This is a genomic window from Ferrovibrio terrae (genome assembly GCF_007197755.1).
GTDB classification, from domain to species: domain Bacteria; phylum Pseudomonadota; class Alphaproteobacteria; order Ferrovibrionales; family Ferrovibrionaceae; genus Ferrovibrio; species Ferrovibrio terrae.
In genome coordinates this window covers 3,259,083-3,280,855 of sequence record NZ_CP041636.1, presented here as the reverse complement: position 1 = coordinate 3,280,855, position 21,773 = coordinate 3,259,083, and the positions used below count along the sequence as shown (strand labels likewise).

The 21,773-nt window shown below is 63.1% G+C and carries 21 protein-coding genes and 1 tRNA gene; 4 read left to right on the top strand and 18 right to left on the bottom strand.

The features are described 5' to 3' along the window. Positions 1–2: 2 nt before the first annotated feature. The 6 genes from FNB15_RS15960 to FNB15_RS15935 form a co-directional block, all read right to left on the bottom strand. A complete protein-coding gene (locus tag FNB15_RS15960) occupies positions 3–1,583 on the bottom strand; it encodes a response regulator (protein WP_144069662.1) in 1,581 nt (526 codons plus the stop codon). Further along, positions 1,583–2,026: a response regulator gene (locus FNB15_RS15955; protein WP_144069661.1), complete on the bottom strand. Its 444-nt coding sequence runs from the start codon at positions 2,024–2,026 to the stop codon at positions 1,583–1,585. Before FNB15_RS15955 ends, FNB15_RS15960 begins: the two co-directional genes overlap by 1 nt. 469 nt (positions 2,027–2,495) lie before the next feature. Continuing rightward, positions 2,496–3,026, bottom strand: a complete 531-nt coding sequence (locus FNB15_RS15950; protein ID WP_144069660.1) for a MarR family winged helix-turn-helix transcriptional regulator — start codon at positions 3,024–3,026, stop codon at positions 2,496–2,498. A gap of 1 nt (position 3,027) precedes the next feature. Beyond that, the gene (locus FNB15_RS15945) at positions 3,028–4,329 is read right to left on the bottom strand and encodes a TRAP transporter large permease (RefSeq protein WP_144069659.1); all 1,302 of its coding nucleotides are present in this window, start codon (positions 4,327–4,329) and stop codon (positions 3,028–3,030) included. Between the two features lie 4 nt (positions 4,330–4,333). Then, positions 4,334–4,801, bottom strand: a complete 468-nt coding sequence (locus tag FNB15_RS15940; protein WP_144069658.1) for a TRAP transporter small permease — start codon at positions 4,799–4,801, stop codon at positions 4,334–4,336. Positions 4,802–4,943: 142 nt separating this feature from the next. After that, positions 4,944–5,990, bottom strand: a complete 1,047-nt coding sequence (locus FNB15_RS15935) for a TRAP transporter substrate-binding protein DctP (protein ID WP_144069657.1) — start codon at positions 5,988–5,990, stop codon at positions 4,944–4,946. Positions 5,991–6,165: 175 nt separating this feature from the next. Here FNB15_RS15935 and FNB15_RS15930 point away from each other — a divergent pair, with 175 nt between their 5' ends. Together FNB15_RS15930 and FNB15_RS15925 are read left to right on the top strand one after the other, a co-directional pair. Beyond that, positions 6,166–8,328, top strand: a complete 2,163-nt coding sequence (locus FNB15_RS15930) for a thiamine pyrophosphate-dependent enzyme (RefSeq protein WP_144069656.1) — start codon at positions 6,166–6,168, stop codon at positions 8,326–8,328. 1 nt (position 8,329) lies between these two features. Beyond that, the gene (locus tag FNB15_RS15925) at positions 8,330–9,838 is read left to right on the top strand and encodes an indolepyruvate oxidoreductase subunit beta family protein (RefSeq protein ID WP_144069655.1); all 1,509 of its coding nucleotides are present in this window, start codon (positions 8,330–8,332) and stop codon (positions 9,836–9,838) included. Between the two features lie 51 nt (positions 9,839–9,889). On the opposite strand, the gene FNB15_RS15920 is transcribed toward FNB15_RS15925, so the two are convergent. The 10 genes from FNB15_RS15920 to FNB15_RS15875 all read right to left on the bottom strand — a co-directional run bounded on the left by FNB15_RS15920 (position 9,890) and on the right by FNB15_RS15875 (position 19,664). Next, positions 9,890–10,534, bottom strand: coding sequence for a thioredoxin family protein (locus FNB15_RS15920; protein ID WP_144069654.1), 645 nt, complete (start codon positions 10,532–10,534; stop codon positions 9,890–9,892). A 12-nt stretch (positions 10,535–10,546) separates the two neighbouring features. Further along, a complete protein-coding gene (locus tag FNB15_RS15915) occupies positions 10,547–12,709 on the bottom strand; it encodes a protein-disulfide reductase DsbD family protein (RefSeq protein ID WP_144069653.1) in 2,163 nt (720 codons plus the stop codon). Positions 12,710–12,805: 96 nt separating this feature from the next. Beyond that, positions 12,806–13,843, bottom strand: coding sequence for a lipid A deacylase LpxR family protein (locus FNB15_RS15910; RefSeq protein ID WP_246068702.1), 1,038 nt, complete (start codon positions 13,841–13,843; stop codon positions 12,806–12,808). Positions 13,844–13,902: 59 nt separating this feature from the next. Next, entirely contained in the window at positions 13,903–14,322 is a 420-nt protein-coding gene (gene arfB / locus FNB15_RS15905; RefSeq protein WP_144069652.1) for an alternative ribosome rescue aminoacyl-tRNA hydrolase ArfB, read from the bottom strand. Between the two features lie 238 nt (positions 14,323–14,560). After that, a complete protein-coding gene (locus tag FNB15_RS15900) occupies positions 14,561–15,379 on the bottom strand; it encodes a hypothetical protein (RefSeq protein ID WP_144069651.1) in 819 nt (272 codons plus the stop codon). A 174-nt stretch (positions 15,380–15,553) separates the two neighbouring features. Beyond that, positions 15,554–16,123 (bottom strand): Spy/CpxP family protein refolding chaperone, encoded by a 570-nt coding sequence (locus FNB15_RS15895; RefSeq protein WP_185973578.1) that lies wholly within the window; start codon positions 16,121–16,123, stop codon positions 15,554–15,556. A gap of 8 nt (positions 16,124–16,131) precedes the next feature. Beyond that, on the bottom strand, positions 16,132–16,419 hold the full coding sequence (locus FNB15_RS15890) for a copper-binding protein (RefSeq protein ID WP_144069649.1): 288 nt from the start codon (positions 16,417–16,419) through the stop codon (positions 16,132–16,134). A gap of 11 nt (positions 16,420–16,430) precedes the next feature. Beyond that, on the bottom strand, positions 16,431–16,895 hold the full coding sequence (locus FNB15_RS15885; protein WP_144069648.1) for a cupredoxin domain-containing protein: 465 nt from the start codon (positions 16,893–16,895) through the stop codon (positions 16,431–16,433). An 11-nt stretch (positions 16,896–16,906) separates the two neighbouring features. Further along, positions 16,907–18,235, bottom strand: a complete 1,329-nt coding sequence (locus FNB15_RS15880; protein ID WP_144069647.1) for a multicopper oxidase family protein — start codon at positions 18,233–18,235, stop codon at positions 16,907–16,909. A 10-nt stretch (positions 18,236–18,245) separates the two neighbouring features. Next, positions 18,246–19,664 (bottom strand): TolC family protein, encoded by a 1,419-nt coding sequence (locus FNB15_RS15875; protein WP_221932664.1) that lies wholly within the window; start codon positions 19,662–19,664, stop codon positions 18,246–18,248. 119 nt (positions 19,665–19,783) lie between these two features. On the opposite strand from FNB15_RS15875, the gene FNB15_RS15870 reads away from it, so the two are divergent. Continuing rightward, on the top strand, positions 19,784–20,029 hold the full coding sequence (locus FNB15_RS15870; protein ID WP_144069646.1) for a hypothetical protein: 246 nt from the start codon (positions 19,784–19,786) through the stop codon (positions 20,027–20,029). A 57-nt stretch (positions 20,030–20,086) separates the two neighbouring features. Here the strand turns inward: FNB15_RS15870 and FNB15_RS15865 are convergent, their stop codons facing one another. Then, on the bottom strand, positions 20,087–20,452 hold the full coding sequence (locus tag FNB15_RS15865; RefSeq protein WP_144069645.1) for a hypothetical protein: 366 nt from the start codon (positions 20,450–20,452) through the stop codon (positions 20,087–20,089). Between the two features lie 190 nt (positions 20,453–20,642). Continuing rightward, positions 20,643–20,718 (bottom strand) — tRNA-Glu (locus FNB15_RS15860). A 298-nt stretch (positions 20,719–21,016) separates the two neighbouring features. On the opposite strand from FNB15_RS15860, the gene FNB15_RS15855 reads away from it, so the two are divergent. Beyond that, positions 21,017–21,748, top strand: coding sequence for a FadR/GntR family transcriptional regulator (locus FNB15_RS15855; RefSeq protein WP_144069644.1), 732 nt, complete (start codon positions 21,017–21,019; stop codon positions 21,746–21,748). Positions 21,749–21,773: the final 25 nt, after the last annotated feature.

The window sequence follows — 21,773 nt, the reverse complement described above, 5'->3', positions numbered from 1 at the left end:
GGTCACATTACGCGCGGTGCTAACGCCGGCCCGGTTTCGCTCACCGGTATAGTGCCGCCGGTGATGCCCAGCGCACCCAGGATGCCGAGCAGCGCCGTATCGTCATACGGCTTGGCCAGAACGCGGCTGTAGCGGCTGCCGACGAAACCCGGCGCCACCACCTTCTCGTCATATCCGGTCGCCAGAATGATCGGCAGGTTTGGCATGGATGCGCGGAATTCGCTGGCCAGCTGATCACCACGGCAATCGGGCAGACCGATATCGACAATGGCTGCGGCCACACCGCCCGTGCGGGTCCAGATGGCGCGCGCCTCTTCGCCGCTGCCGGCCTCCTCGACACGGAATCCCGCAGCCTCGAGGTTGCCCGCAACAACCATGCGCATCAGCGGATCGTCTTCCACCAGCAGCAGGACTGGTGGTTCGATCTCATCCCGCGCCTCGTCGCTGGTCGCCATACCGCGCACCAGGCTGTCGGCAATCACCAGCACAGACGTCAGGCTGTCGCCCACCGCATCCAGTTCCGGGGCAGGATCGACGGCCGTGAAGGTTATGGTGATGCAGGCGCCGCTCCGCCCACTCTCGATATTGATCGCGCCGCCGATCTTCTCGACCATGGCCAGTACGATCTTGCTGCCGATGCCGCCGCCCCTGCGCCAGTCGTGCTCCGTCACGCCGATACCGTCGTCCTGCACCTGCACGGTGATCAGGTCATTGGTGCGCTCCGCCTTCACCCGGATCGGACCATCACCGTCTGGATACGCATATTTATAGGCGTTGATCACCAGTTCAGTCACGATCAGGCCGATCGGGATGGCGAAATCTGTGCCTATCCGGGTCTGGCTGGCCAGGAACTGCAGCATACGGCTGCCCTGATCGGCCGATTGCCGCAGGTCTTCCACCAGGCCGCAGAGATAGTCCGCCAGATCGACAAATCGTACGTCGGCATTGGTGTACAGGCGCTTGTGAACCCGCGCCACGGCCGATACGCGTTTGTAAGCATTCAGCAGCGTCTGCGCCGACTTCATGTCGCTCTGCGCGGCCGATTGCACCTGCAGCAGGCTGGCGATCAGCTGCAAGCTGTTGGAGACGCGATGATTGACCTCGCGGATCAGAACGGCGCGTTCGTTGGCGAGGGCCTCAAAGCGGTCGCGCGCGGCACGCATCTCGGCTTCGGCCTGTTCGCGCAGGAATTTCTGCCGCCGGCCTTCCAGCGCGGAATCGATGGCTGCGCGCAGCAGGGTCAGGAATTCAGGGCTGGCATCCTTGATCACATAATCGGCCGCGCCGGCCTTGAGTGCCGCCACCGCAACACGCCCTTCGGACTCGCCCGTCACATAAACCACCGGCGGCGGATTGGGCAAAGCGGAAATCATGTGGAGCGTGTCGAGACCCAGCTGGTCCGGCATGTGATGATCCAGCGCGACAACATCCACATCGTTCGATGTCCGCAGCCGTTCGACACCGGCCGCACCGCTGGTCAGCAGTTCGACGGTGAATCCGTTGCGCTCGAATTCCTTCTGCACCAGGCGGCTGAGGCCCGGATCATCGTCGATATAGAGCAGACGAGGCCGATCGGGGGTCATTACGTCGTCTCGGGAACCTGCATGACCATGAAGAACATGCCAAGCTGACGGATCGCCTGGGCGAAGTTTTCGTAATTCACCGGCTTGGTGATGTAGACGTTACAGCCAAGATCATAGCAGCGCTGGATTTCCTGCTTGTCGTCAGTCGTGGTCAGCACCACGACGGGCATGCGTCGCAGACCGGGATGTTCCTTCACGCGCCGCAAGATCTCGGTGCCCTGCATGTCTGGCAGGTTCAGATCGAGCAGAACCAGATAGGCGCCGCCATGCGTGCCGTTGTCACTGTCGCCTGCCTTCAGCAGATACTCCACCGCGGGCGTGCCGGAGGAGAAGGAGATGATCTCGTTGTTGACGCCGGCGCGGCGAATATTCTTTTCGATCAGACGAGCATGACCTTCGTCATCCTCGACCATCACGATCGTTACTGCTTTTTCGTCGCTCATTTAGGTCTATGTCCCGATATCTGTCGTTTGCAGGCTGGCCGGCAATCCGGGGCGCCGAAGGCAACTGGATGCAGGCATCCTGCCACTCACGGCGCACAGCCCTACCCGTAGGCGAAGCGTAGGCTCTTACAACCCGATTCTGCACCCCGTCACGGCGGAACATATCAATCAACGCGTTAATTCTCTCACCCGGAGCGTTTCGCGGCAATCGCCCGCAGTTTACCGGGAGGAATACAAAATGCGCTGGCTGCAGTTGCCAACCAGCGACGACAATTTCGCCATATGTAGCAAAGGCTTGTCAATCCATATGATCAGGTTTTGTTCGATAGCTACCCCGAAAGTTCGACCCCTTAAGAGATGTCGTCTTTTATGGCCAAGCTCGCCTGCATCGCCGTTTTCTGCGAATGGCTCTACGGCCAAGTTAAAACAGGGCGACTTGTGGTAGAAAAATCCTTGCAGTGACGCCAGCTTAGCCGAGCGCTTCACTGCCCAAGCTACGCGCCATTTTCTTCAGCAGCCGGTTGAGCGTCACCCGTTCCGACGTCGTAAGCCCGGCCACGATATTCCGCTCATGCTGCTCGACCTTGACCATCAGCTCGGTCAGCAGCTGTTCGCCCGCCGGGCTGAGCGACAGCGAGTAGGTCCGCCGGTCGGCTGCGGTGCGTTGGCGCAGGATCAGGCCCTTCTTCTCCAGCTGGTCCAGCGCCGGCGTCAGGGTCGACTTGTCCACCCCTACTCCGCGGCTGAGATCCGTCTGGTTGATGCCGGGATTGGCGCGCAACAGCACCAGCAGGCTGAAACGTCCGGGCGTCAGTCCGCCCATTCGGCCCGCGAGCCCGGTGCCCACCACCTTGATGAAGTTGTCGAAAACAGCGACCTGGGCGATGCGCAGATTGTAGCCATAAAGGCCGGGCAGCGGCCCACGGTCCAGCCTGCGGACCTTCGCTTCCTTGCGGACGGGTGCAACGGTCTCGCCGCTCTGTTCCTTCTTGCCGCGCATGTCAGTTCATATTCCCGGGCAGCCAAAGCGCAATCGCAGGGAAGATCACCAGCAGCGCCAGGCGGATCAGATCGACCAGGATGAACGGCATCACGCCCTTGTAGATTTCCCACAGGCTGATGTCGCGGGCGATCGAGTTGATGACAAAGACATTGATGCCGACCGGCGGCATCACCATGCCCAGCGTGGTGACCATCACGATGATCACGCCGAACCAGATCGGATCGAAACCGAGCTGCATCATCACCGGATAGATGATCGGTACGGTGACCAGGATGATCGCCAATTCGTCCATCAGCGCGCCGAGGATGAGGTACATGATCAGGATCAGGGTGAGAACCCCGTAGGGGCCGACCGGCAGGGCAGTGAGGAAATCGCTCACCTTCTGCGGCGTCTGGGTGATCACCAGGAAATAGCCGAACAGGAAAGCGCCAACCACGATGGTGAAGATCGAACCGCCGGTGCGCACGGCATCGATCAGGCTTTCCCTGATCTCGGTCCAGCGCAGCCGGCCACGCAGGATGCCGATGATCAGCGCGCCGCAGGCGCCGCAGCCGGCCGCCTCGGTCGCGGTGAACACGCCGCCATAAAGTCCGCCGACGATACCGGCGAACAGCAGCACAGTGGCCCAGATGTCGCGCAGCGAGGTGATTTTCTCGCGCCAGCTGGTCTTCGGGCCGCGTGGCACCAGATCGGGTTTCCACCAGCCAACGATCTGGATGGTGATGATATACAGCACGATGGCGAGCAGGCCGGGCAGGATGCCGGAGATGAACAGCTTGCCGATATCCTGCTCGGTCAGGATGCCATATAGCGCGAAGACCACGGACGGCGGGATCATGATGCCGAGCGTGCCGCCCGCAGCGATCACGCCGGTCGAGAAGCCCGGGTGATAGCCGAAGCGTCGCATCTCGGGCAGCGCCACCTTGGTCATGGTGGCGGCTGTGGCCACCGACGAGCCGTTGATCGCGGCGAAACCGGCGCAGGCCATCACAGTCGCCATGGCGAGGCCGCCGCGACGATGGCCGAGCCAGGCCTCGCCGGCGCGGAACAGTTCGCGGCTCATGCCGGCAGCGGTGGCAAAGCTGCCCATCAGGATGAACATCGGGATGACGGCGAGATCGTAATCGGTGGCAACACGGATCGGCGATTGTGCCAGCAGGTTCAGCGCTGGCTTTGTGGCGGCCAGAATGCCGAAACCGCCAACGCCGACTATGCCCATGGCGACGCCGACTGGCACACGCAGCATCATCAATACGAAGAGGACGACGAAGCCGGCTATGGTGACAAAATCCTGATCCATTGCGTCAGGCCCCTTCCCGCCGGGTGATCAGGCGGAACAGACGCAATGCCAGTAGCACGGTGGCAAGCGCGATACCCAGCGCCGCCACGGCATGGAACGGCCAGACAGGCAGGCGCAGATCGAAAGTCTGTTCGTTGCTGGCAAACACACTGCTGACCTTGCTTTCCAGCATCCAGGTGAACAGCGCCATGAACGCCAGCGTCACCAGCGTGGCGAAAATGTCGATCAGGCGCTTGCCCCAGGCCGGCGCCATTTCCCAGAACCCGTCGACCTGGATATGGCGGTTGTGAAACCCGGCTAGCGCGATGCCCCAGAACATCGCGGTGCCAAGCAGCAGACGGGAGAAATCGAAGGTGTCCGGCAGGCCATAGTTGACCAGCCAGCGCAACATCACGGCCACGAAGGTCAGCACGGCGATAGCGCCGAGCAGCAGCCCGGCCACCAGCTCGGCCTTGTCGATCAATGTTTTCATGAGATGAATGTCTTCATGAGGCAGCTCCCCCTGCCGGTACGCGGCAGCACTGCGGAATCCGAATCACGTCATTCTAGAATAAATTGGGCGGCTGCGGCCATTGTCGGACCGCAGCCGCCCTTTTTACGCAGGCTTTACACGATCAGAAGGCAGCGTTGCGCTTCTTCAGCTCCGCCTTCAATTCATTCAGCGCCTGTTCGCCGTTGACGCCAACCTTCTTGGCGTCTTCGTACCAGGCCTTGGTCATTTCATCCGACAGCTTGCGCCAGGCCGCGATATCGCTGTCGCTCGGCTTCACGCCTTCATGTCCCGGCAATGCCAGCATCTTGGCTTTTCCCGAAGATTCGGCATCCGACCAGGCCGTATTGACCTTCTCCGACATTTCCGAAGTGCAATGCGCGTCAAATGCCTTCTTCTGGTTCGCCGACAGCTTGCCATAGGCTGCCTTGTTCACCGCCAGCACGAAGTTGCTGATATAGAGCGGCGCGTCCATGTGATACTTCACGGCCTTCTCGAAGCCGAAGATGAACACACTGCCCCACGGGAAGCTGATCGCATCGGCCAGGCCGCGTTCCAGCGCATCGCGGGCTTCCGGTGCGGTGACCTGCACGTTGGTGCCGCCAGCCAGTGTCACCAGACGAGCCACCGAGGCATTGCCGGGACGGATTTTGTGGCCCTTCAGATCATCCGGTTTGGCGATCCTGATCTTGCTGTGAAAGGTGCCCGGATCATGCACGAAGGTCATGCAGACCTTCACGTCGCTCATTTCCTTCTCGGCATACTTGCGATACCACGCATCGATCGCGGCCGAACCGCTCTTGCCGTTCGAGAACAGGAACGGGATTTCGCTGCCGGCGATCACCGGGAAGCGGCCCGGCGTATAGCCTGGATTCACATAGGTGATGTCAGCAATGCCGTCACGCGCCATGTCATAATGGTCTTTTGCCTGGCCGAGTTGCTGCGCCGGGAAAATCTGCGTCTTCACCGTGCCGTTGGTCGCCTTTTCCAGCGAAGCGCCCCATTCGGTGAAAGCCGGATGCAGGGGATGCGACGGCGGCAGCCAGTGGCCGAGCCGCAGGTTCACAGGCTTGTCCTGCGCGATGGCGGGCTGCGCAACGGCGGCGAGGCCGAGCGCGACACCGAGCCCGAGGGCTGCGGCACAGACATAACTGTGGCGTTTGCTGGTCATGTGTTTCCTCCGCTTGCGGGCCGTCAGCGAAACCTGACAGCCCTTTTTTTGTTTTTGCGGCGGCAGCGTAGCCCGGCCCGGCGGGGGCTGTCCAGATTGTTTTGTTGGATACCAAACTAATTTCTTGACCCTGCGAGTGTGCGGTGCAAGATTCCGCGCGCTTGGGAGGAATCGAATGGAACGCTCTTTCGCCAAAGAGATTGAATCGCTGCGTCTGGGTGATGGCGACATCTTCCGCGGCGAAGGCATTCTCGCCGTCACCAAGGCCATCCTGCAGTCCGGCGTCTCCTATGTCGGCGGCTACCAGGGCGCGCCCGTATCGCATCTGGTCGACGTGCTGGTGCAGGCGCAGGACATGCTCGACGATCTCGGCATCCATCTCGAAACCTGCACGAATGAAGCTTCGGCTGCCGCCCTGCTCGGCGCCTCGATCCATTATCCTGCGCGTGGCTGCGTCACCTGGAAGGCCATCGTCGGCACCAACGTGGCGTCTGACGCGCTCAGCAACCTTGCCTCTCCCGGTGTCGCCGGCGGCGCGCTGATCGTGGTCGGTGAAGACTACGGCGAAGGCGCCAGCGTGATCCAGGAACGCAGCCACGCCTATGCGATGAAGTCGTCCATCTGGCTGCTCGATCCGCGCCCCGACCTGCCGATGATCACCCGCTGCGTCGAAGAGGGTTTCGAACTTTCCGAAGCCACCAACACGCCGGTCATGCTGGAGTTGCGCATCCGCGCCTGCCATGTCACCGGCGAGTTCCCGGCCAAGAACAACAAGCCGGCGAAAGTCTCGCGCAACAGCCGCCTGCCCGGCCCCGCGGCCTTCAACTACGACCGCCTCGCGCATCCACCCGCCACCTTCATGCAGGAAAAGCTCAAGCTGGAGCAGCGCCTGCCGGCGGCGCGCAAGTTCATCCTCGAGCGCGGGCTGAACGAGACCATGCCGGGCGATCTATCGGAGATCGGCATTGTCGTGCAGGGTGGCCTGTACAATGCGCTCAACCGCGCACTGATGAATCTCGGCCTGGCCGATGCCTTCGGCAACAGCCGCGTACCGACGCTGGTGCTGAATGTCACCTACCCGCTTGTGCCGGAGCAGCTGGTGCAGTTCTGCACCGGCAAGCGCGCCGTGCTGATGGTGGAGGAAGGCTCGCCGGACTATATCGAGCAGGCGCTGCACACTGCCTTGCGCCGTGCCGATGTGAATACCCGCGTGCATGGCAAGGGCATGCTGCCGGCGGCTGGCGAATATTCCATCGAGGCGCTGACCCGCGGCCTGCTCGCCTTCGTCAAGACCGAGCAGCCGCAGATCGATGTGTCTGCCGCCGACGCCGCATTCAATGGTGCGCTTGAAAATCGCAAGACCGCGCAGACGCTCATCGGCACCAACCTGCCGCTGCGCCCGCCTACCTTCTGCACCGGCTGCCCCGAGCGGCCAGTGTTCACAGCGATCAAGCTGGTCGAGCGCGAGATCGGCAAGGTGCATGTCGCCGCCGATATCGGCTGCCATGCACTGGCGACCTTCGCGCCGTTTTCGCTGGGTCATTCCATTCTCGGTTACGGCATGTCGCTGGCCTCGGCGGCTGGCGTCGGACCGCTCATGAACACGCGTTCACTCGCCATCATGGGCGATGGCGGCTTCTGGCATAACGGCGTGCTGTCGGGCGTGGCCTCGGCCATGTTCAATCGTGGCGACGGCGTGCTGGTGGTGATGCAGAACGGCTACACGTCGGCCACCGGCGTGCAGTACATTCCCTCCTCGGCCGGCAACCGCGTCGACGGCCTCGCCAGCGGTTCGGATATCGAGACGACGGTGAAGGCGCTCGGCGTCAAATGGGTCAAACGCATCCGCTCCTACAGCCTCGGCACCATGCGCGAGACCCTGCGTGACGCGCTCACCACCACGACCAAGGGCCTGAAGATCATCCTGGCCGAAGGCGAATGCCAGCTGGCACGTCAGCGCCGCCTGCGCAGCGACGAGGCCAAGGCATTGAAGTCGGGAGAGCGCGTGCTACGCACCCGCTTCGGTATCGACGACGCGGTCTGCACCGGCGACCATTCCTGTATCCGCCTGTCGGGCTGCCCGTCGCTGACCATCAAGCCCAATCCCGACCCGCTGCGCACCGATCCGGTGGCCAGCGTGAACAGCGGCTGCGTCGGTTGCGGCCATTGCGGTGAGGTGGCGCATGCCGCCGTGCTGTGCCCGTCCTTTTACAAGACCGAGATCGTGCATAACCCGGGCTGGTGGGACCGCTTCAGCGACCGCCTGCATCGCGCCGTGATCGGCTGGCTCGGCGGCAGCAAGGCTGCACCTGCGCCCATGCCGGCTGCGGGAGAGTAAAATGAATCAGACTCGCCCTCTCTGCATCCTGATCGCCGCCATGGGTGGCGAAGGCGGCGGCGTGCTGACCGGCTGGATCGTCGATGCCGCCGAACGCGCCGGCTATCCGGTGCAGAGCACATCCATTCCCGGCGTCGCCCAGCGCACCGGCGCCACCACCTACTACATCGAGATCTGGCCGGAAAAGACGACACAGCGCCCGGTGATGTGCCTGAACCCGATGCCGGGCCAGGTCGACGTGATGATCGCCAGTGAATTCGTCGAGGCCGGTCGCGCCATCGCCAACGGCTTTGTCTCGCCGGACCGTACGCTGCTGATCGCCTCCACGCATCGCATCTTTGCCGTGGCCGAGAAAAGCGCCATGGGCGACGGCCGTTACGACACCGGCAAGCTGTTCCGGGCCGCGAAAGACCATGCCCGCCACACCATCCTGTTCGACATGGACCAGGCCGCGAAAGATGCCGGCAGCATCCTGAATGCCGTGCTGCTCGGTGCGCTGGCCGGCTCCGGCACCCTGCCGCTAGACGCCGCCGCCTTCGAGGACGGCATCCGCACCGAGGGCAAAGCGGTGGAAAGCAATCTCGCCGGCTTCCGCTTCGGCCTCAGCCATGGCCAGAACGAGATCGAGGCACGCGCCGACGTACTGTCGTCGCTGCCACCGGCTGCCGCTATGCCGGCGCTGGCCGACCGTATCGCGCGCCTGCCGATGGCCGTGCAGAAATTTGCCGCCGAAGGCATCAAGCGTCTGGTCGACTATCAGGGCGTGGCTTACGCCCGCCTCTATCTCGACCGCCTTGATACCGTCGCGAAATTGGGCGATGAGGCGCTGGCCAATGAGACCGCGCGGCATCTGGCGCTGCGCATGAGCTTCGAAGACGTGATCCGCGTCGCGCAACTGAAGCTGAAACCCGAACGCTTTGCCGCCATCGAACGCGAGCAGCGCGTGAAACCCGGCCAGCCCTATACCGTAGCCGAATTTCTCAAACCCGGCGTGGAAGAGATCGCCTCGCTGCTGCCGCCGGCCATGGCGCGCAGCGTGATCGCACTCTGCGAACGCAGGGGCTGGACCGAGAAGCTGCATCTGGCGATGACCGTGCAGTCCAACCGCATCGGCGGCTATCTGAAACTGCGGATGCTGGCCGGCCTGCGGGGCTGGCGGCCGCGCAGCGCGCGTTACGCCGAGGAGCAGGCCCGTATCGAGGATTGGCTTGACCTGATCCGCCGCGCCGCCGCGCTGAATCTCCATCTGGCCCGCGAGATCGTCGATTGCGCCCGGCTGATCAAGGGCTATGGCGATACCTTCAAACGTGGCGCCGGCAATTTCGAACGCATCCGCGATCGTGTGATCCTGCCGGCGCTGGAGCACCGCCTCTCGACGACTGCCGCGACCGATGCGCTGGTGCAGGCACGCACCGCCGCGCTGGCCGACCCGGACGGCCAGTCGCTGGGCAACATGCTGGGTGATTTCGAGGCCAGCCTGCGTCCGGCAGTCCCGCAGGCCGCCGAATAAGAAAACGCCCGGTTCAGAACCGGGCGTTTCCATTTCAGAGCGATATCAGGATCAGGCCGACGGCGACGCGTATTTCACCGTGCAGCCATAGGGACGTGCCGTGGTGGTACTGACCGCCTTGCCCTGCGCCAGTTCGGTCAGGGCGCTATCGACGAAGTTCTTCGCACCCTTCAGGTCGTCAATGCGGGCCGAGGGCTTGTCGTCGATGCCGCCGGCATAGGCCAGCTTGCCGGTCTTGTCGATCACGTACATATGCGGCGTCACCGTCGCGCCATAGGCACGGGCAATCTGGCTCTTCGGATCGAGCAGCACGGCCGACGGGGCGGCACCGCGTTCGGTGGTCAGCTTGTTGGCCTGGCCGGCATCGACATAGCCCTGCTCACCCACCGGCGAGGAGACGATGGTGAGCCAGACCACCTCCTGGCCGGTCCATTTTTTCTGCAGCGTCTGCATGTTGTTGCCGGTGTAGTGCTTTTTCACGAAGGGGCATTCGTGGTTCGACCATTCCAGCACCACGGTCTTGCCCTTGAGGTCGGCGAGCGAGACGGTCTTGCCGTTGGTGTCCTTGACGCTGAAGGCCGGTGCCGGCTGGCCAACCTGAACGCCGGATGAGGCATTGCCGAATTGCGGGATGGCCAGCAGACCAACAGCGCCGATGGCGGCGGCGGAAAGCAGGATGCGACGAGAGATGGTCATGACTGCATGCTCCTATCGTTGAGGATTGAGGGTTGGGTTGGAAAGCGACACACTTTTCTGCGGCCGGTCGAGCTGGTCGAGATGCTCGAGCACGATGGCCGGGGTGAGAATCTGCGGCAGCACGACACTCTTGCCGCCAGCGTAATAGAGATAGAGCGGCACGCCGCTGCGGCCGTTCTGTTCCAGCACGCGGGTGATTTCGGGATCCTGGTTGGTCCAGTCGCCCTTCATGTAGACGATGCTGCGCTCGCGGAAGGCGGCCTGCACGGTGTCACTCGACAGCGCCGTGCGCTCGTTGACCATGCAGGTGATGCACCAGGCCGCCGTCATGTTGACAAAGACCGGCGTCTGCTGCGCCAGCAGGCCATCGAGCTTCTGGCGGCTGAAGGCTTCGGTCGTCGCACCACCCGGCTGAGTCTGGGCCACCGATGCAGCCGGTGCCGCAGGATCGCGCGCGGTGCTGTACAGCGCCCCGGCGGCGGCAACCAGCAGAAGCGCGGCGCTTGCCATCGCCACACGTCCGCGCAAACCAAAACTCCAGGCCGCAGCCGCCACCAGTACGAGGCCGAGCATGGCGGTCAGCAGTCCCTGCTGTCCGACCTGCTGGCTCAAGACCCAGATCAGCCAGGCGACAGTCGCATAAAGCGGAAACGCCAGCGCCTGCTTCACGCGCTCCATCCACAGGCCCGGACGCGGCAGACGGTCGGCCAGTTGCGGCACCAGGGTGAGAATCAGGAATGGCAGTGCCAGGCCGAAACCCAGCGCGAGGAAGATACCGATGCCGACAGTCGCCGGCTGGGTCAAAGCGAAGCCTGTTGCGGTGGCCATGAACGGCGCGGTACAGGGCGTGGCGACGACGGCTGCCAGCACACCGGTGAAAAACGAGCCCTGATAACCGCCGCGCCGCGTCAGCGCGTCGCCGATGCCGGCGAAACTGCCGCCAACATGGAACACGCCCGACAGGCTGAGGCCCATGGCGAACAGCAGATAGGCCAGCAGCGCGATCACCAGCGGCATCTGCAACTGGAAGCCCCAGCCGATCTGCGCACCAGAGGCACGCAGCGCCAGCAGCAGGCCAGCCAGCGCCGCGAAGCTGACGAGAATGCCGAGTGTATAAGCGATGCCATGACGACGTATCTGCGCCCTGCGCGCCTTTTCTCCGTCTTGGCCGCTGTGCGACACCAGCGCAAGTATCTTGATCGACAGCACCGGGAAGACGCAGGGCATCAGGTTGAGCAGCACCCCGCCCAGCAAAGCCAGCAACGCCGCCTGCAGCACGGTGGCCCAATCGGCAACTGTGGCGACAGCAGGTGCTGCGCCATAGGCGATCTGGGAGAATTCAAACGCCTGCTGCTGCAGTTTGCCGCCAATGTCTTCCGTGATCAGCAGCAGGCCGCCGGTCTGCTGCGGCAGGCCGGCTGTGGCGAAGCTGCCGCGCTGCATCCTCAGGGCCAGACCATTGGCGTCGATGCTAAGCAGCTGGGCGGCGGCATGCTCGATCATCGATTCCTGGTGCGGCAGGAATGTTGCCTCGCGGATGCGGCCGGCCTCCAGTCCCGCTGCCGCAACCGACAGGACAAAGCCGCCATCGGTCATCTGCATGCGCGCCGGCCAGGGCGAGACCTGTGCCACCTTCTGGCGCGCGGCATCGAACGCAGATTTCGTCGCCGCATTGATGTCGCCATTGCCGCCGGGCAGCGCGAGATCGACGGTTGCTTCGCCGGGGATGCATTCCTTCTGGCAGACCAGCCAGTTCACATCGGCGCGCAGCGGCACATCGCCACCCGGCAATGCAGCCGGCGGCGTGATCTGCGTCAGCAGAACGATCTCGCCCTCGTAGCCATAATTGACCAGATGCGCGACCGGGATACGCTCCGGCACGGGCCAGACGATCGGTCCGGCGCTGAAGCCCGGCGGCAAGGCCCAGCTGATTTCAGTGGCGAGGCCGGAGTCACCCGGGTTGCGCCAGTAGGTATGCCAGTGCTCGGCCATGCGCAGGCGCACGCCGACCCAGAACGGCTGACCGGCGCGAATGCTCTGCGGCTCGGCGATCAGCGCGGCATCGACGAGGTCGTTTCCCGATGGCTGCGCCTGAACGCTTGGCAGCAAACCAAAGACCAGGACAGCCACAAGGGCGGCCTGGTGCAGGCGGCGGAAAAAACCGAAGCGGCGCATGCCATAAAATTCCCGTAAATCGCCCTCGCGGGCAAGCGCTATCGGGTCACAAGGGCGAGAGCCCGGACGGCACCGCTGGGCTGAGCCGCTTACCGGTCAGAAAGCAAAGGACACGCTGAACGCGCCGAACTGGTCGCTGGCATCCTGGCCGACATATTCACGCGTGCGTAACACATGCGTGTAGGCCAGCCGCACGCCATCCACCACCACGGCGAGGCCGAACTGCGCATCGCCGACGAAGTTTTCCTTCTCCACGCTGCGGCTGTCGCGGAAGGTGTTGCCATCGAGGAAGATATTATGCGCCACGGCGCGGCCATCGACACCGGCGAACAGATACCAGCCGAAACCGCCCGGCGCCTTCTCGAAATAGCCCGAGCCCGGCAGGCTGGGCTGCACGCGCGGCGGACCGTAATCGATCGGCAGGTTCTGCCCGAAGCGGAACATCATGCCCATATTGGCATAGTCGTAGACATTGCCGATGGCGGCGCCCGCATGCGGCGTGGCATCGATGCCGAAACCGCCCGGCAGCTTGAATTCGGGCGACTGCCAGCTGCGCTGGTAGGTCAGCTGCAGGGTCGGTTCGTTCTTGAGCTGCTTGCTCCAGCCCTGCGCCTCGGGTGAATCGACGATCGAGTGGATGAAATCCTGCGTCTCATGCGCGAGCGAGGCCGAGCCGACGACGCCGACGCTGGCCGAGAACTGGTCGAGCACCTGTCCGGTACGCGCAACCACACCAACCGAGCCGTAGAGCCAGCCGGCATAGGGGCGATCATCACGCGGCGGATCGCGCAGCAGCTTGTTCGACGCCGTGTACATATTCTGGCCGATGGAATATTCGACGCGGATATCGCTGTGCCAGGCCAGCATCGGCACTTCATAGGCCAGATCGCGCAGCCATTCCGGCTCGCCGTTCTTCGGCGTCAGGTAACTCAGGCGCGACCCGCTCGTGTAGCGCCGGTCGGTGTTGTAGAAAAGGTCGTTCTCCAGCACGAAACTGAAAATGCCGACCTGCGGTTCGGCCTGCTTGGCGAGATCCGGCGGGTCGGCGGCAAAAACCGCAGGCGCGACCAGCAGTGTGGTCGCGAAGACAAAGGCGGGTGTGCGGGAAAACATCTGGCGGGACGGACTCGTCATGGGATATGGCCCGTCTGTCTTGCTGGGGGAATGTGGCATGATCGCGGCGAACATCATACTCAATCCATCCCGGGGCGCGAGCGCATGCTTTTCACGCCCGACCGCTTGCTCTTGGATTCCAGGCGGCGCTTCTTCGAGCCCAGCGTCGGCCGGGTCGCCCGCCGCACCTTGGGGACGACGGCCGCCGCGCGGATCAGGCCCAGCAGCCGCTCGATCGCGTCCTCGCGGTTGCGCTCCTGGCTGCGATGTTCCTGCGCCGTCAGCACCAGCACGCCGTCCAGCGTCAGCCGGTTGCCGGCCAGCTTTTCCAGCCGGGCCCGCACATCGTCGCTGTAGGCCTGCGACTGCCGCACGTCAAAGCGCAGCTGCACGGCACTGGACACCTTGTTGACATTCTGCCCGCCCGGCCCCGATGCGCGGATGAAGCTGATCTCCAGCTCGCGCGGATCGAGACTGATGCGGCCGGTGACCCGGATCATGGAGGTGTCCCTGCTCATCGGAAGCGGCTGTTCTTTCCCGTCAGGACGCCTGATCCAGTCATTCCCGGCCTTGCCCGCAGTCTGTTTCGGCGTATTCCGGCTTATTCGGTACTTATTTCTGCTTAATTTCTGTTTTCGACGTAAATTCAATTACTTAAAAAGCAGCATAAGGCCACTCGGAACATTATAGCAACCATTCCGTCGTAAGGCAAGTTATTGATTTTGCTTGAAGGGACTTTCAGCCCTTGCGCAGGAAATCGCGCAGGTCCTCATAAATCCGCTTCGACATCGCATCGGCGCCATTCAGCATCAGGCCGAGCTGGGTGCGGTTGACGCCGAGCTGCTGCGCCAGCTGGTCCATCGTCATCTTCGATTCAGCACAAGCCTCGGCCACCGCCTGCAGCGACATGCCATCGGCATAGTAGCGACCGTAGACCACCTTGACCTTCAGTTCGGCCGGCCTGCGCTTCTGGGTGACGCTGCCGGTGATCTCGCCCGGAGAACGCAGGCGCGGCTGCTGGATAACCGGTTCGTCGCGGCTCTGCTCCATCGCGTCCGCCAGCAGGTCGGGCAGCGAGCTGCTCTTGCCGATCACGTTGTCGAGCAGGCGGCGCACGGTGTCGACCAGTTCGGCCTGCAGTTTGGGCAAGCCGTGCTGCTCGCCAAAGCGGTCGTAAAACAGGTCGATGTCGCCCAGCCGGTCGCGCCGGCGCTGCAGGAAGTCGCGGCTGCCGAACGGCATGCTGCGCCCCTTCTCGCCGATCTGCAGGATGAAGATGCGCGTGGCGTTGACTTCGACGATGCAGACCTGCCAGCGCAGGTTCACCAGGTTATGCGCCAGCTTGTCGCGCCGCGCGGCCTCGAACAGCGGCAACTGGTCTTCCACCAGGTCGACCAGCACGTAGAACTTGTCGATCTCGTCGATATAGCCGCGGAACTGATCGAAGCTGGCGGCAAACTTCTCCGGCTCGGCCATCTTGCGGATGATGGCCACCCCATGCAGCTCCGCCTTGTTGAGCAGGTCGTTCAGCTGAGCGAGTTTGGTCGGCGCAGGCATAATCTAGTCTCTACCCAGATTATATGGCCAGGTTTCGCCTCGCTGCAATCTTGAATGGATTAAGAATTAAATACGAATCGGTCAGATTCTGCTCCAAAACTCGCGGGAAACCGTCAGACGACAGCAGCGATGTCGTTCGCAGTAGGCGCTGACCACATGATGCCCCGGAGGTTGTCAATGCTGCCGCCGGTGTTCTCCTGAATTGTGCCGCTGCGGCGCCTGATGACCGGCAGGCCGATACCCGCGCTCCGCGTCATACCGCGCCACCTGGTCGGGCGTCAGCAGTGCTCTCGTTTCCATATGCGCCAGGATATGAACGGATCGCAGTTCGCCGTTCAGGTGCCCGATATCGGAGAGTTGTTGGACGACGGCTGACGGGTCGGCCTGGCCTGAGGCGAAAGCGCGATCGAGCTGCGCCTCGGCAGCGATCACCTGATGGCCCAGGGCAATGGCCCTGCTGCTCATCTGCTGCTTGATCGCGTTGAGTCGCGTGCGTTGGTCCGGCGTGAGCCTGAGTGCATTGGCCAGTTCGAGCGCATGCATCGGTCCGGGATAGCTGTTCAGTTCGGCCGGCAGGGACAGCCCCATGCCCCGGCCTTCCCTGAGCTGCGTGATCTGGTCCTCCGACAGCGCCTTGATGGGCCGCGTCGCCATGGCGGCATAGCCGCTGCCATGCTGATGCTGCGCATGGGCGGTGCCTGCCCATCCCATGAGAACCAACAGGCTGGCGATAACTGCTTTCATGGCTGTCCTCATTTCTTCTCGGCTGACTGAATGTAGAAGACGCCGTCTTCCTTGGAGATCGTGGCCGCGACCTTGTCGCCGACCTTCAGCCTGTTGAGCAGGGACGCGTCCTTGACCTGGAACACCATGCTCATGGCGGGCATCTCCAACTCGCCTTCAATCGGACCGTGGCGCAAAGTGATCTTGCCGGTCTCCGGATCGACCTTGCGAATATCGCCCTCCGTCTTGCCGGTCTGGGCGAAGCTGGCGGCAGACGCCAGCAGGATTGCGGCGAACGCGAATGCACTGAACTTCATGTCAGTACCCCTTATTGTGAAACCCGGATGTCGCCCTTCATGCCCTTCTCGAAATGGCCGGGAATCAGGCAGGCGAAATCGACACGACCGGATGTGGTGAATGTCCAGACCAGTTCGCCGGTCTGGCTGGGATTCACGGTGATGGCGTTCGGCTCGTCATGCACCATAGTCGGATGCTTGCGCATCACCTCGGCATGCTCCTGCAGCGCCTTGATCTCGCCGAGCATGAATTCGTGCGGCTCGAGGCCATCGTTCTTCACCACAAACCTCACGGTCTCGCCGCGCCGGACCGAGATGTTTTCCGGATGAAACCGCATGGTGTCGCTCATCTTGACGTCGATGGTGCGGGTGACGGCGCTGGCCTTGCCGGGTTCCCCCACGGGTGAATGCGCTTCCGGACCATGGGCCAGAGCGGCGACAGGAATGACCACGGCAGTCGCAACGGTGAAAGCGGCCTTTAGGAAAATAGACGACATGGGACTGTTCCTTAGTGGTTGTGCGTGGGTTTGGGCGGCTGGGGTGCCGCGTTTATCGAACTGGCATTGAGCTTGTAGGCCACTGTCCCAGGCGGGTTCCTGTACCAGCCGGGATCGCGGTAATCGCCACGGGCCAGCCCCTCGCGCACCTTCACCACGGTGAACATGCCGCCCATCTCAAGAGGACCGAACGGCCCGCTGCCGCTCATCATCGGCAACGTGTTGTCCGGCAGCGGCATCTCCATCTCACCCATATCGGCCATGCCACGTTCGCCCATCGTCATGTAATCGGGAATCAGCGAGACAAGCCGCTTGGTCATGCCACGATGATCGACGCCGATCATGGTGGGCACGTCATGGCCCATGGCATTCATGGTGTGATGCGACTTGTGGCAGTGGAATGCCCAATCGCCCGGCGCATCGGCGTCGAACTCGAAAGCACGCATCGCACCCACCGGCGCATCGATGGTGACTTCCGGCCAGCGCGCCGAAGGTGGCACCCAGCCGCCATCCGTACCCGTGACCGAGAAGTGATAGCCGTGGAGGTGGATCGGATGGTTCGTCATGGTCAGGTTGCCGAAGCGGATGCGCACGCGATCGCCGAGCCGCACCGGCAGGCTGTCGATGCCGGGAAAGACCCGGCTGTTCCAGGTCCACAGGTTGAAGTTCAGCATCTCGGCGACTTTGGGCGTGGCGGCGCCGGGATCGATGTCATAGGCACTCATCAGGAAGACGAAATCCCGGTCCACCCGATACTGGTTCGGATCGCGCGGATGCACGATGAACATGCCCATCAAACCCATGGCCATCTGCACCATTTCATCGGCATGCGGGTGGTACATGAAGGTGCCGGATTTCCTGAGCTGGAACTCGTAGACGTAAGTCTCGCCCGGCTTGATATGCGGCTGGCTCAGACCGCCGACGCCATCCATGCCCGACGGCAGCAGCTGGCCATGCCAGTGGATGGTGGTGTGTTCCGGCAGCTTGTTGGTGACGAACAGGCGCACCTTGTCGCCTTCGACTGCCTCGATGGTCGGACCGGGTGAACTGCCGTTATAACCCCAGAGATTGGCCTTCATACCCGGCGCCAGTTCGCGCACGACAGGTTCGGCAACGAGATGGAATTCCTTCCAGTCACCATTCATGCGCCAGGGCGCCGACCAGCCATTCAGGGTGACAACCGGGTTGAACGGCCGACCGCTGGAGGGCTGTGGCGGCGGCGCGGTTTTCGGGCCTGGCGAATAGACCGGGTCAGGCAGGTTCGCGAGAGCCGTGCGGCTGACGGCTGTGGCAGCAATGCCGGAAGCAGCGGCAGCAAACAGGGTACGACGTGACAGCATGATGGCCTCCTTAATGACCAGCCGCGCCGGATCGCGCAGCCACCATCCCCAGGGAGGACGGGCTGCCCGATGCGTCTACGGGTGCAATGGTGACAAAGGTCAGATCGGTATCGGCGATCCAGAAATCGCGTTGCGCTTCGAGCGCGGCGCTCACATCGGCAATCTGGTCGCGGGCATCGGCCAGCAGCTCGAATGTCGAGATCAGCATGCCGTTGTAGCGCAGCACCATTTCCTCCGAGACCTTCTGCCGCAGCGGGATGATGTGGAACGCGTAATGCTGCGCGAGGTCGTAAGCCGTGCGGTAGCCGGTATAGGCTTCTCGGGCCGCCGAGCGGGCATTGATGGCGGTATCGGCCAGCAGGTTGACCGACTGCATGTACAGATTCTCCGCCTTGGTCGCCTTGGCATCGCCGAAATCGAAGATCGGTACTTCAATCGAGATTTCGTAGCCAGTCTTGTCCTTGTTGCCGGTCTCGCTGTTCCGCATTAAGCCGGTTTCAAGCACATTGACGAAGCGTGTCGCCTGGGTCAGGCCATTGGCCTTGCGCGTCGCTTCAGCATTGGCTTTGGCCATCCGCACATCGAGCCGCTCGGCAATTGCCTTGGCCTCGATATTCTCGATGTCACGCGGCTGCTTCGGGATGTCAGGCAGGCGCTCGGGCAGCTTGAATGCCATATCCCTGCCCCATAGCCCCATCAGACGGCCAAGCCGTTCGCGGGCGGCGGTGGCGGCCATGCGTGCCTTTGCGACACGGGCTGTGGTATCCGCGTAGAACAGCTGCTCGCGCGCATAGGCCAGCATGGAGAAATTGCCGACCTGCTTCATGCGCCGCGCCAGTTCGGCCTGCGCATCGGCCGCTTCCCGGACATCCACGGCATATTTTGCGATCTGCTCAGCCGCGACCGCCTCATACCAGGCGCGCTGGGTGCGGGCAGCCAGCGACAGGACTTCCGTTGCTGTGTTGAGCTTGGTGCGCTCGTATCGCCGGCTTTCGATCCCGGCCGAGATGGGCAGCACCAGCAGGCTCAGGGCATCAAGCGTGACAGCGCGTTCGATCTCGGTCTCGCCGCCGCCGCGCAGGCGCCCATAGGTGAAGCCCGGATTTGCCGGACGCCATGAACTGGTCAGGTCAGCGGCGCCGATGCCCAGTTCGGCAAAACCGGCCTGCAGGCGCCGGTTGTTCAGCAACGCGACCTGAACAGCATCGTCGGCCGTCAGCGGTTTTGCCAGCAGCCTGTCCAACGCCTCGCGGACCGTCTGCTCTTCCTGTTCGCTCTTGATCCAGAGCGGGCGTTTGCCGATGCGCTGCTCGGTGGTGTCTGCCACCTCGTCAAACGCGCCATTCGCCACCGGGCTGGCGCAGGCCGCGAGAAGGGCGACAAGCGCAACCGACGCTGTCACGCGTCGCAACGTGATCTTCGCGCTCATGGCTTATGCCCTCCATGACCGGCATGCCCTGCGTGAGGCATCGCTGGCCTGTGATGTGCGGGCGACTGATCGGCAGGCTGCCCGGCTGCCTGCGTGGGTGCGCCCTTCAAGGCGCCGGCATGGCCGCCGACATCGCGGACGGTGTCATTGGCCTGACGCCAGTCGAGCTTCTGTTCGAGCTGCGGCTGACGGTAGGACGTAAAATTCGAGACGTAGCGATGCGGCGGAACAACAGCCTCTGGATCCGCGGGATCCGGGCGCTTGTCACCGGCACTGGCCGCTTCAGCCAGACCGAGTGTCAGCATCAGCAACGTAAAAGCTGCCGACTGCATGCGGGAAGACATGGAAATACCTCACGACGTTGAGCAACAAACTCCGACTGCGACTGACGGTTGTGGCGTCAGGCGCAGATGTGCTGTGGCTCAGACTCTCGGAGGCTCACTGGGAGACGGAGGTGTAATGCTCGCCGGGACAAGAACGGCAGCCGGCGCATAGATGCTGTAGCCTTCGGCCAGGCCAACGCCGATCGGCGATATCAGCGTGAAGCTCGTCATCGTGCAGTCATTGCATAGCATGCAGCCTTCATCGCAGGGGCCCTGCGGCTGTTGCGGCGCGGCCTCCGCGCTTGCTTCACTCTCGCAGTCATGCGCCATTCTGGCCATGTAATGACCACCCGGCGCGCTGTCCTGCTCAACCGACTGCAGGACCGCGCCGGCCATCATCGGCATGGCGATGCTGTGCGAGATCGAAGCGATGGTGCTGGCAAAGATGAGGCCGAGCAGCGCCAAGACTGTGCCAAAACGGCGCAGTCTGCTGGGCTGATGATTCGCTTGTCCTCGACGGCTCATGAGTGAAATCTAAGTCCTTACCGTGTGGGAAGGTCAAGGCGATAAACCTCCCGCACGCGCAGGCGCGAGCCTGAGCTGGGCGGTGCATCTGGAATGTCGTGAATGGCCTGGTCAGACCAGCCAGGTAAGCTGGCGACCCCAACGGGATTCGAACCCGTGTCTTCACCGTGAAAGGGTGACGTCCTAGGCCTCTAGACGATGGGGTCGGCCTGTGGCTGCGCGAATCAAATGATCCGGCAGCAGCACCGGTTGCCCGGCGCGAGGCGGTGTGTACCGGGTCAGTGTCGACAAATCAATAGCCGCTCCCGCCTCCAGATTCACCGATGCCGGAGCTGGGCCGCAGCGGGGTTGGACCTCTTTGAACCAATCTGGGAAATGGTTCGTCGTTCAGGCGATCAAAATGCCATAAGAGGCAGCGTATTGGGCATTTAATTGGCAATTAAAGCAATGATTTGCAGTTGTCCTGCCTAAACCATTGGGTTTAGGTTCGGGGACATGAACGAAATGTCGCCCCCCACCACCCTGCGCGTCTCCTCGGCCGTCGAGGCCCTGGGCGTGCTGCGCAAACTGCTGGTCGAACACGCCCCGCATCCCGAAACCCCGCTGCCGACCGAGCGCGATCTCTCCGCCCGACTGGGCGTGAGTCGCCGCGTGATCCGCCAGGCGCTGGCCGAGCTGGAGGCCGAAGGCAAGATCTGGCGCCGCCAGGGCAAGGGCACCTTCATCGGCCCTGCCCCGTCGGCCTCCGCGCCGTCGCTCAGCCGGCTGGCCAGCCGCACGAATTTCTACGAGATCATGGAAGTGCGGCTGCATATCGAGCCCAGCATGGCGCAGCTGGCAGCGCATCGTGCCAGTGCGGACCAGATCGCGATGATCCGCCGTCTGGCCGAGCGCATCGCCACCGCCAGCCTCGACACCGAGCCGGCGACGCTGGAACGCTGGGACAGCGCCTTCCATCGCAGCCTGGCCGAAGCGGCCGGCAACCGCCTGCTGCTCGACCTGTTCGAGGTGATCGACAAGATCCGCAACGACACCTCGTGGCAGAGCATGCGCGCGCGCGCGCGCACACCGGATGGCAAGATGCGCTCGGCGCAGCAGCATCTCGCCATTGCCGATGCGATCGCCGCGCGCGACGGCAACCAGGCGGCGCAGATCATGCGCCAGCATATCACCACGCATCAGGAAGCCCTGCTGAAGGCGATGAACCTCGCGCCGGTCTCTCCGGCTGCCGAATAAGCCCAGCATTTCTCTTTTTTGAGTT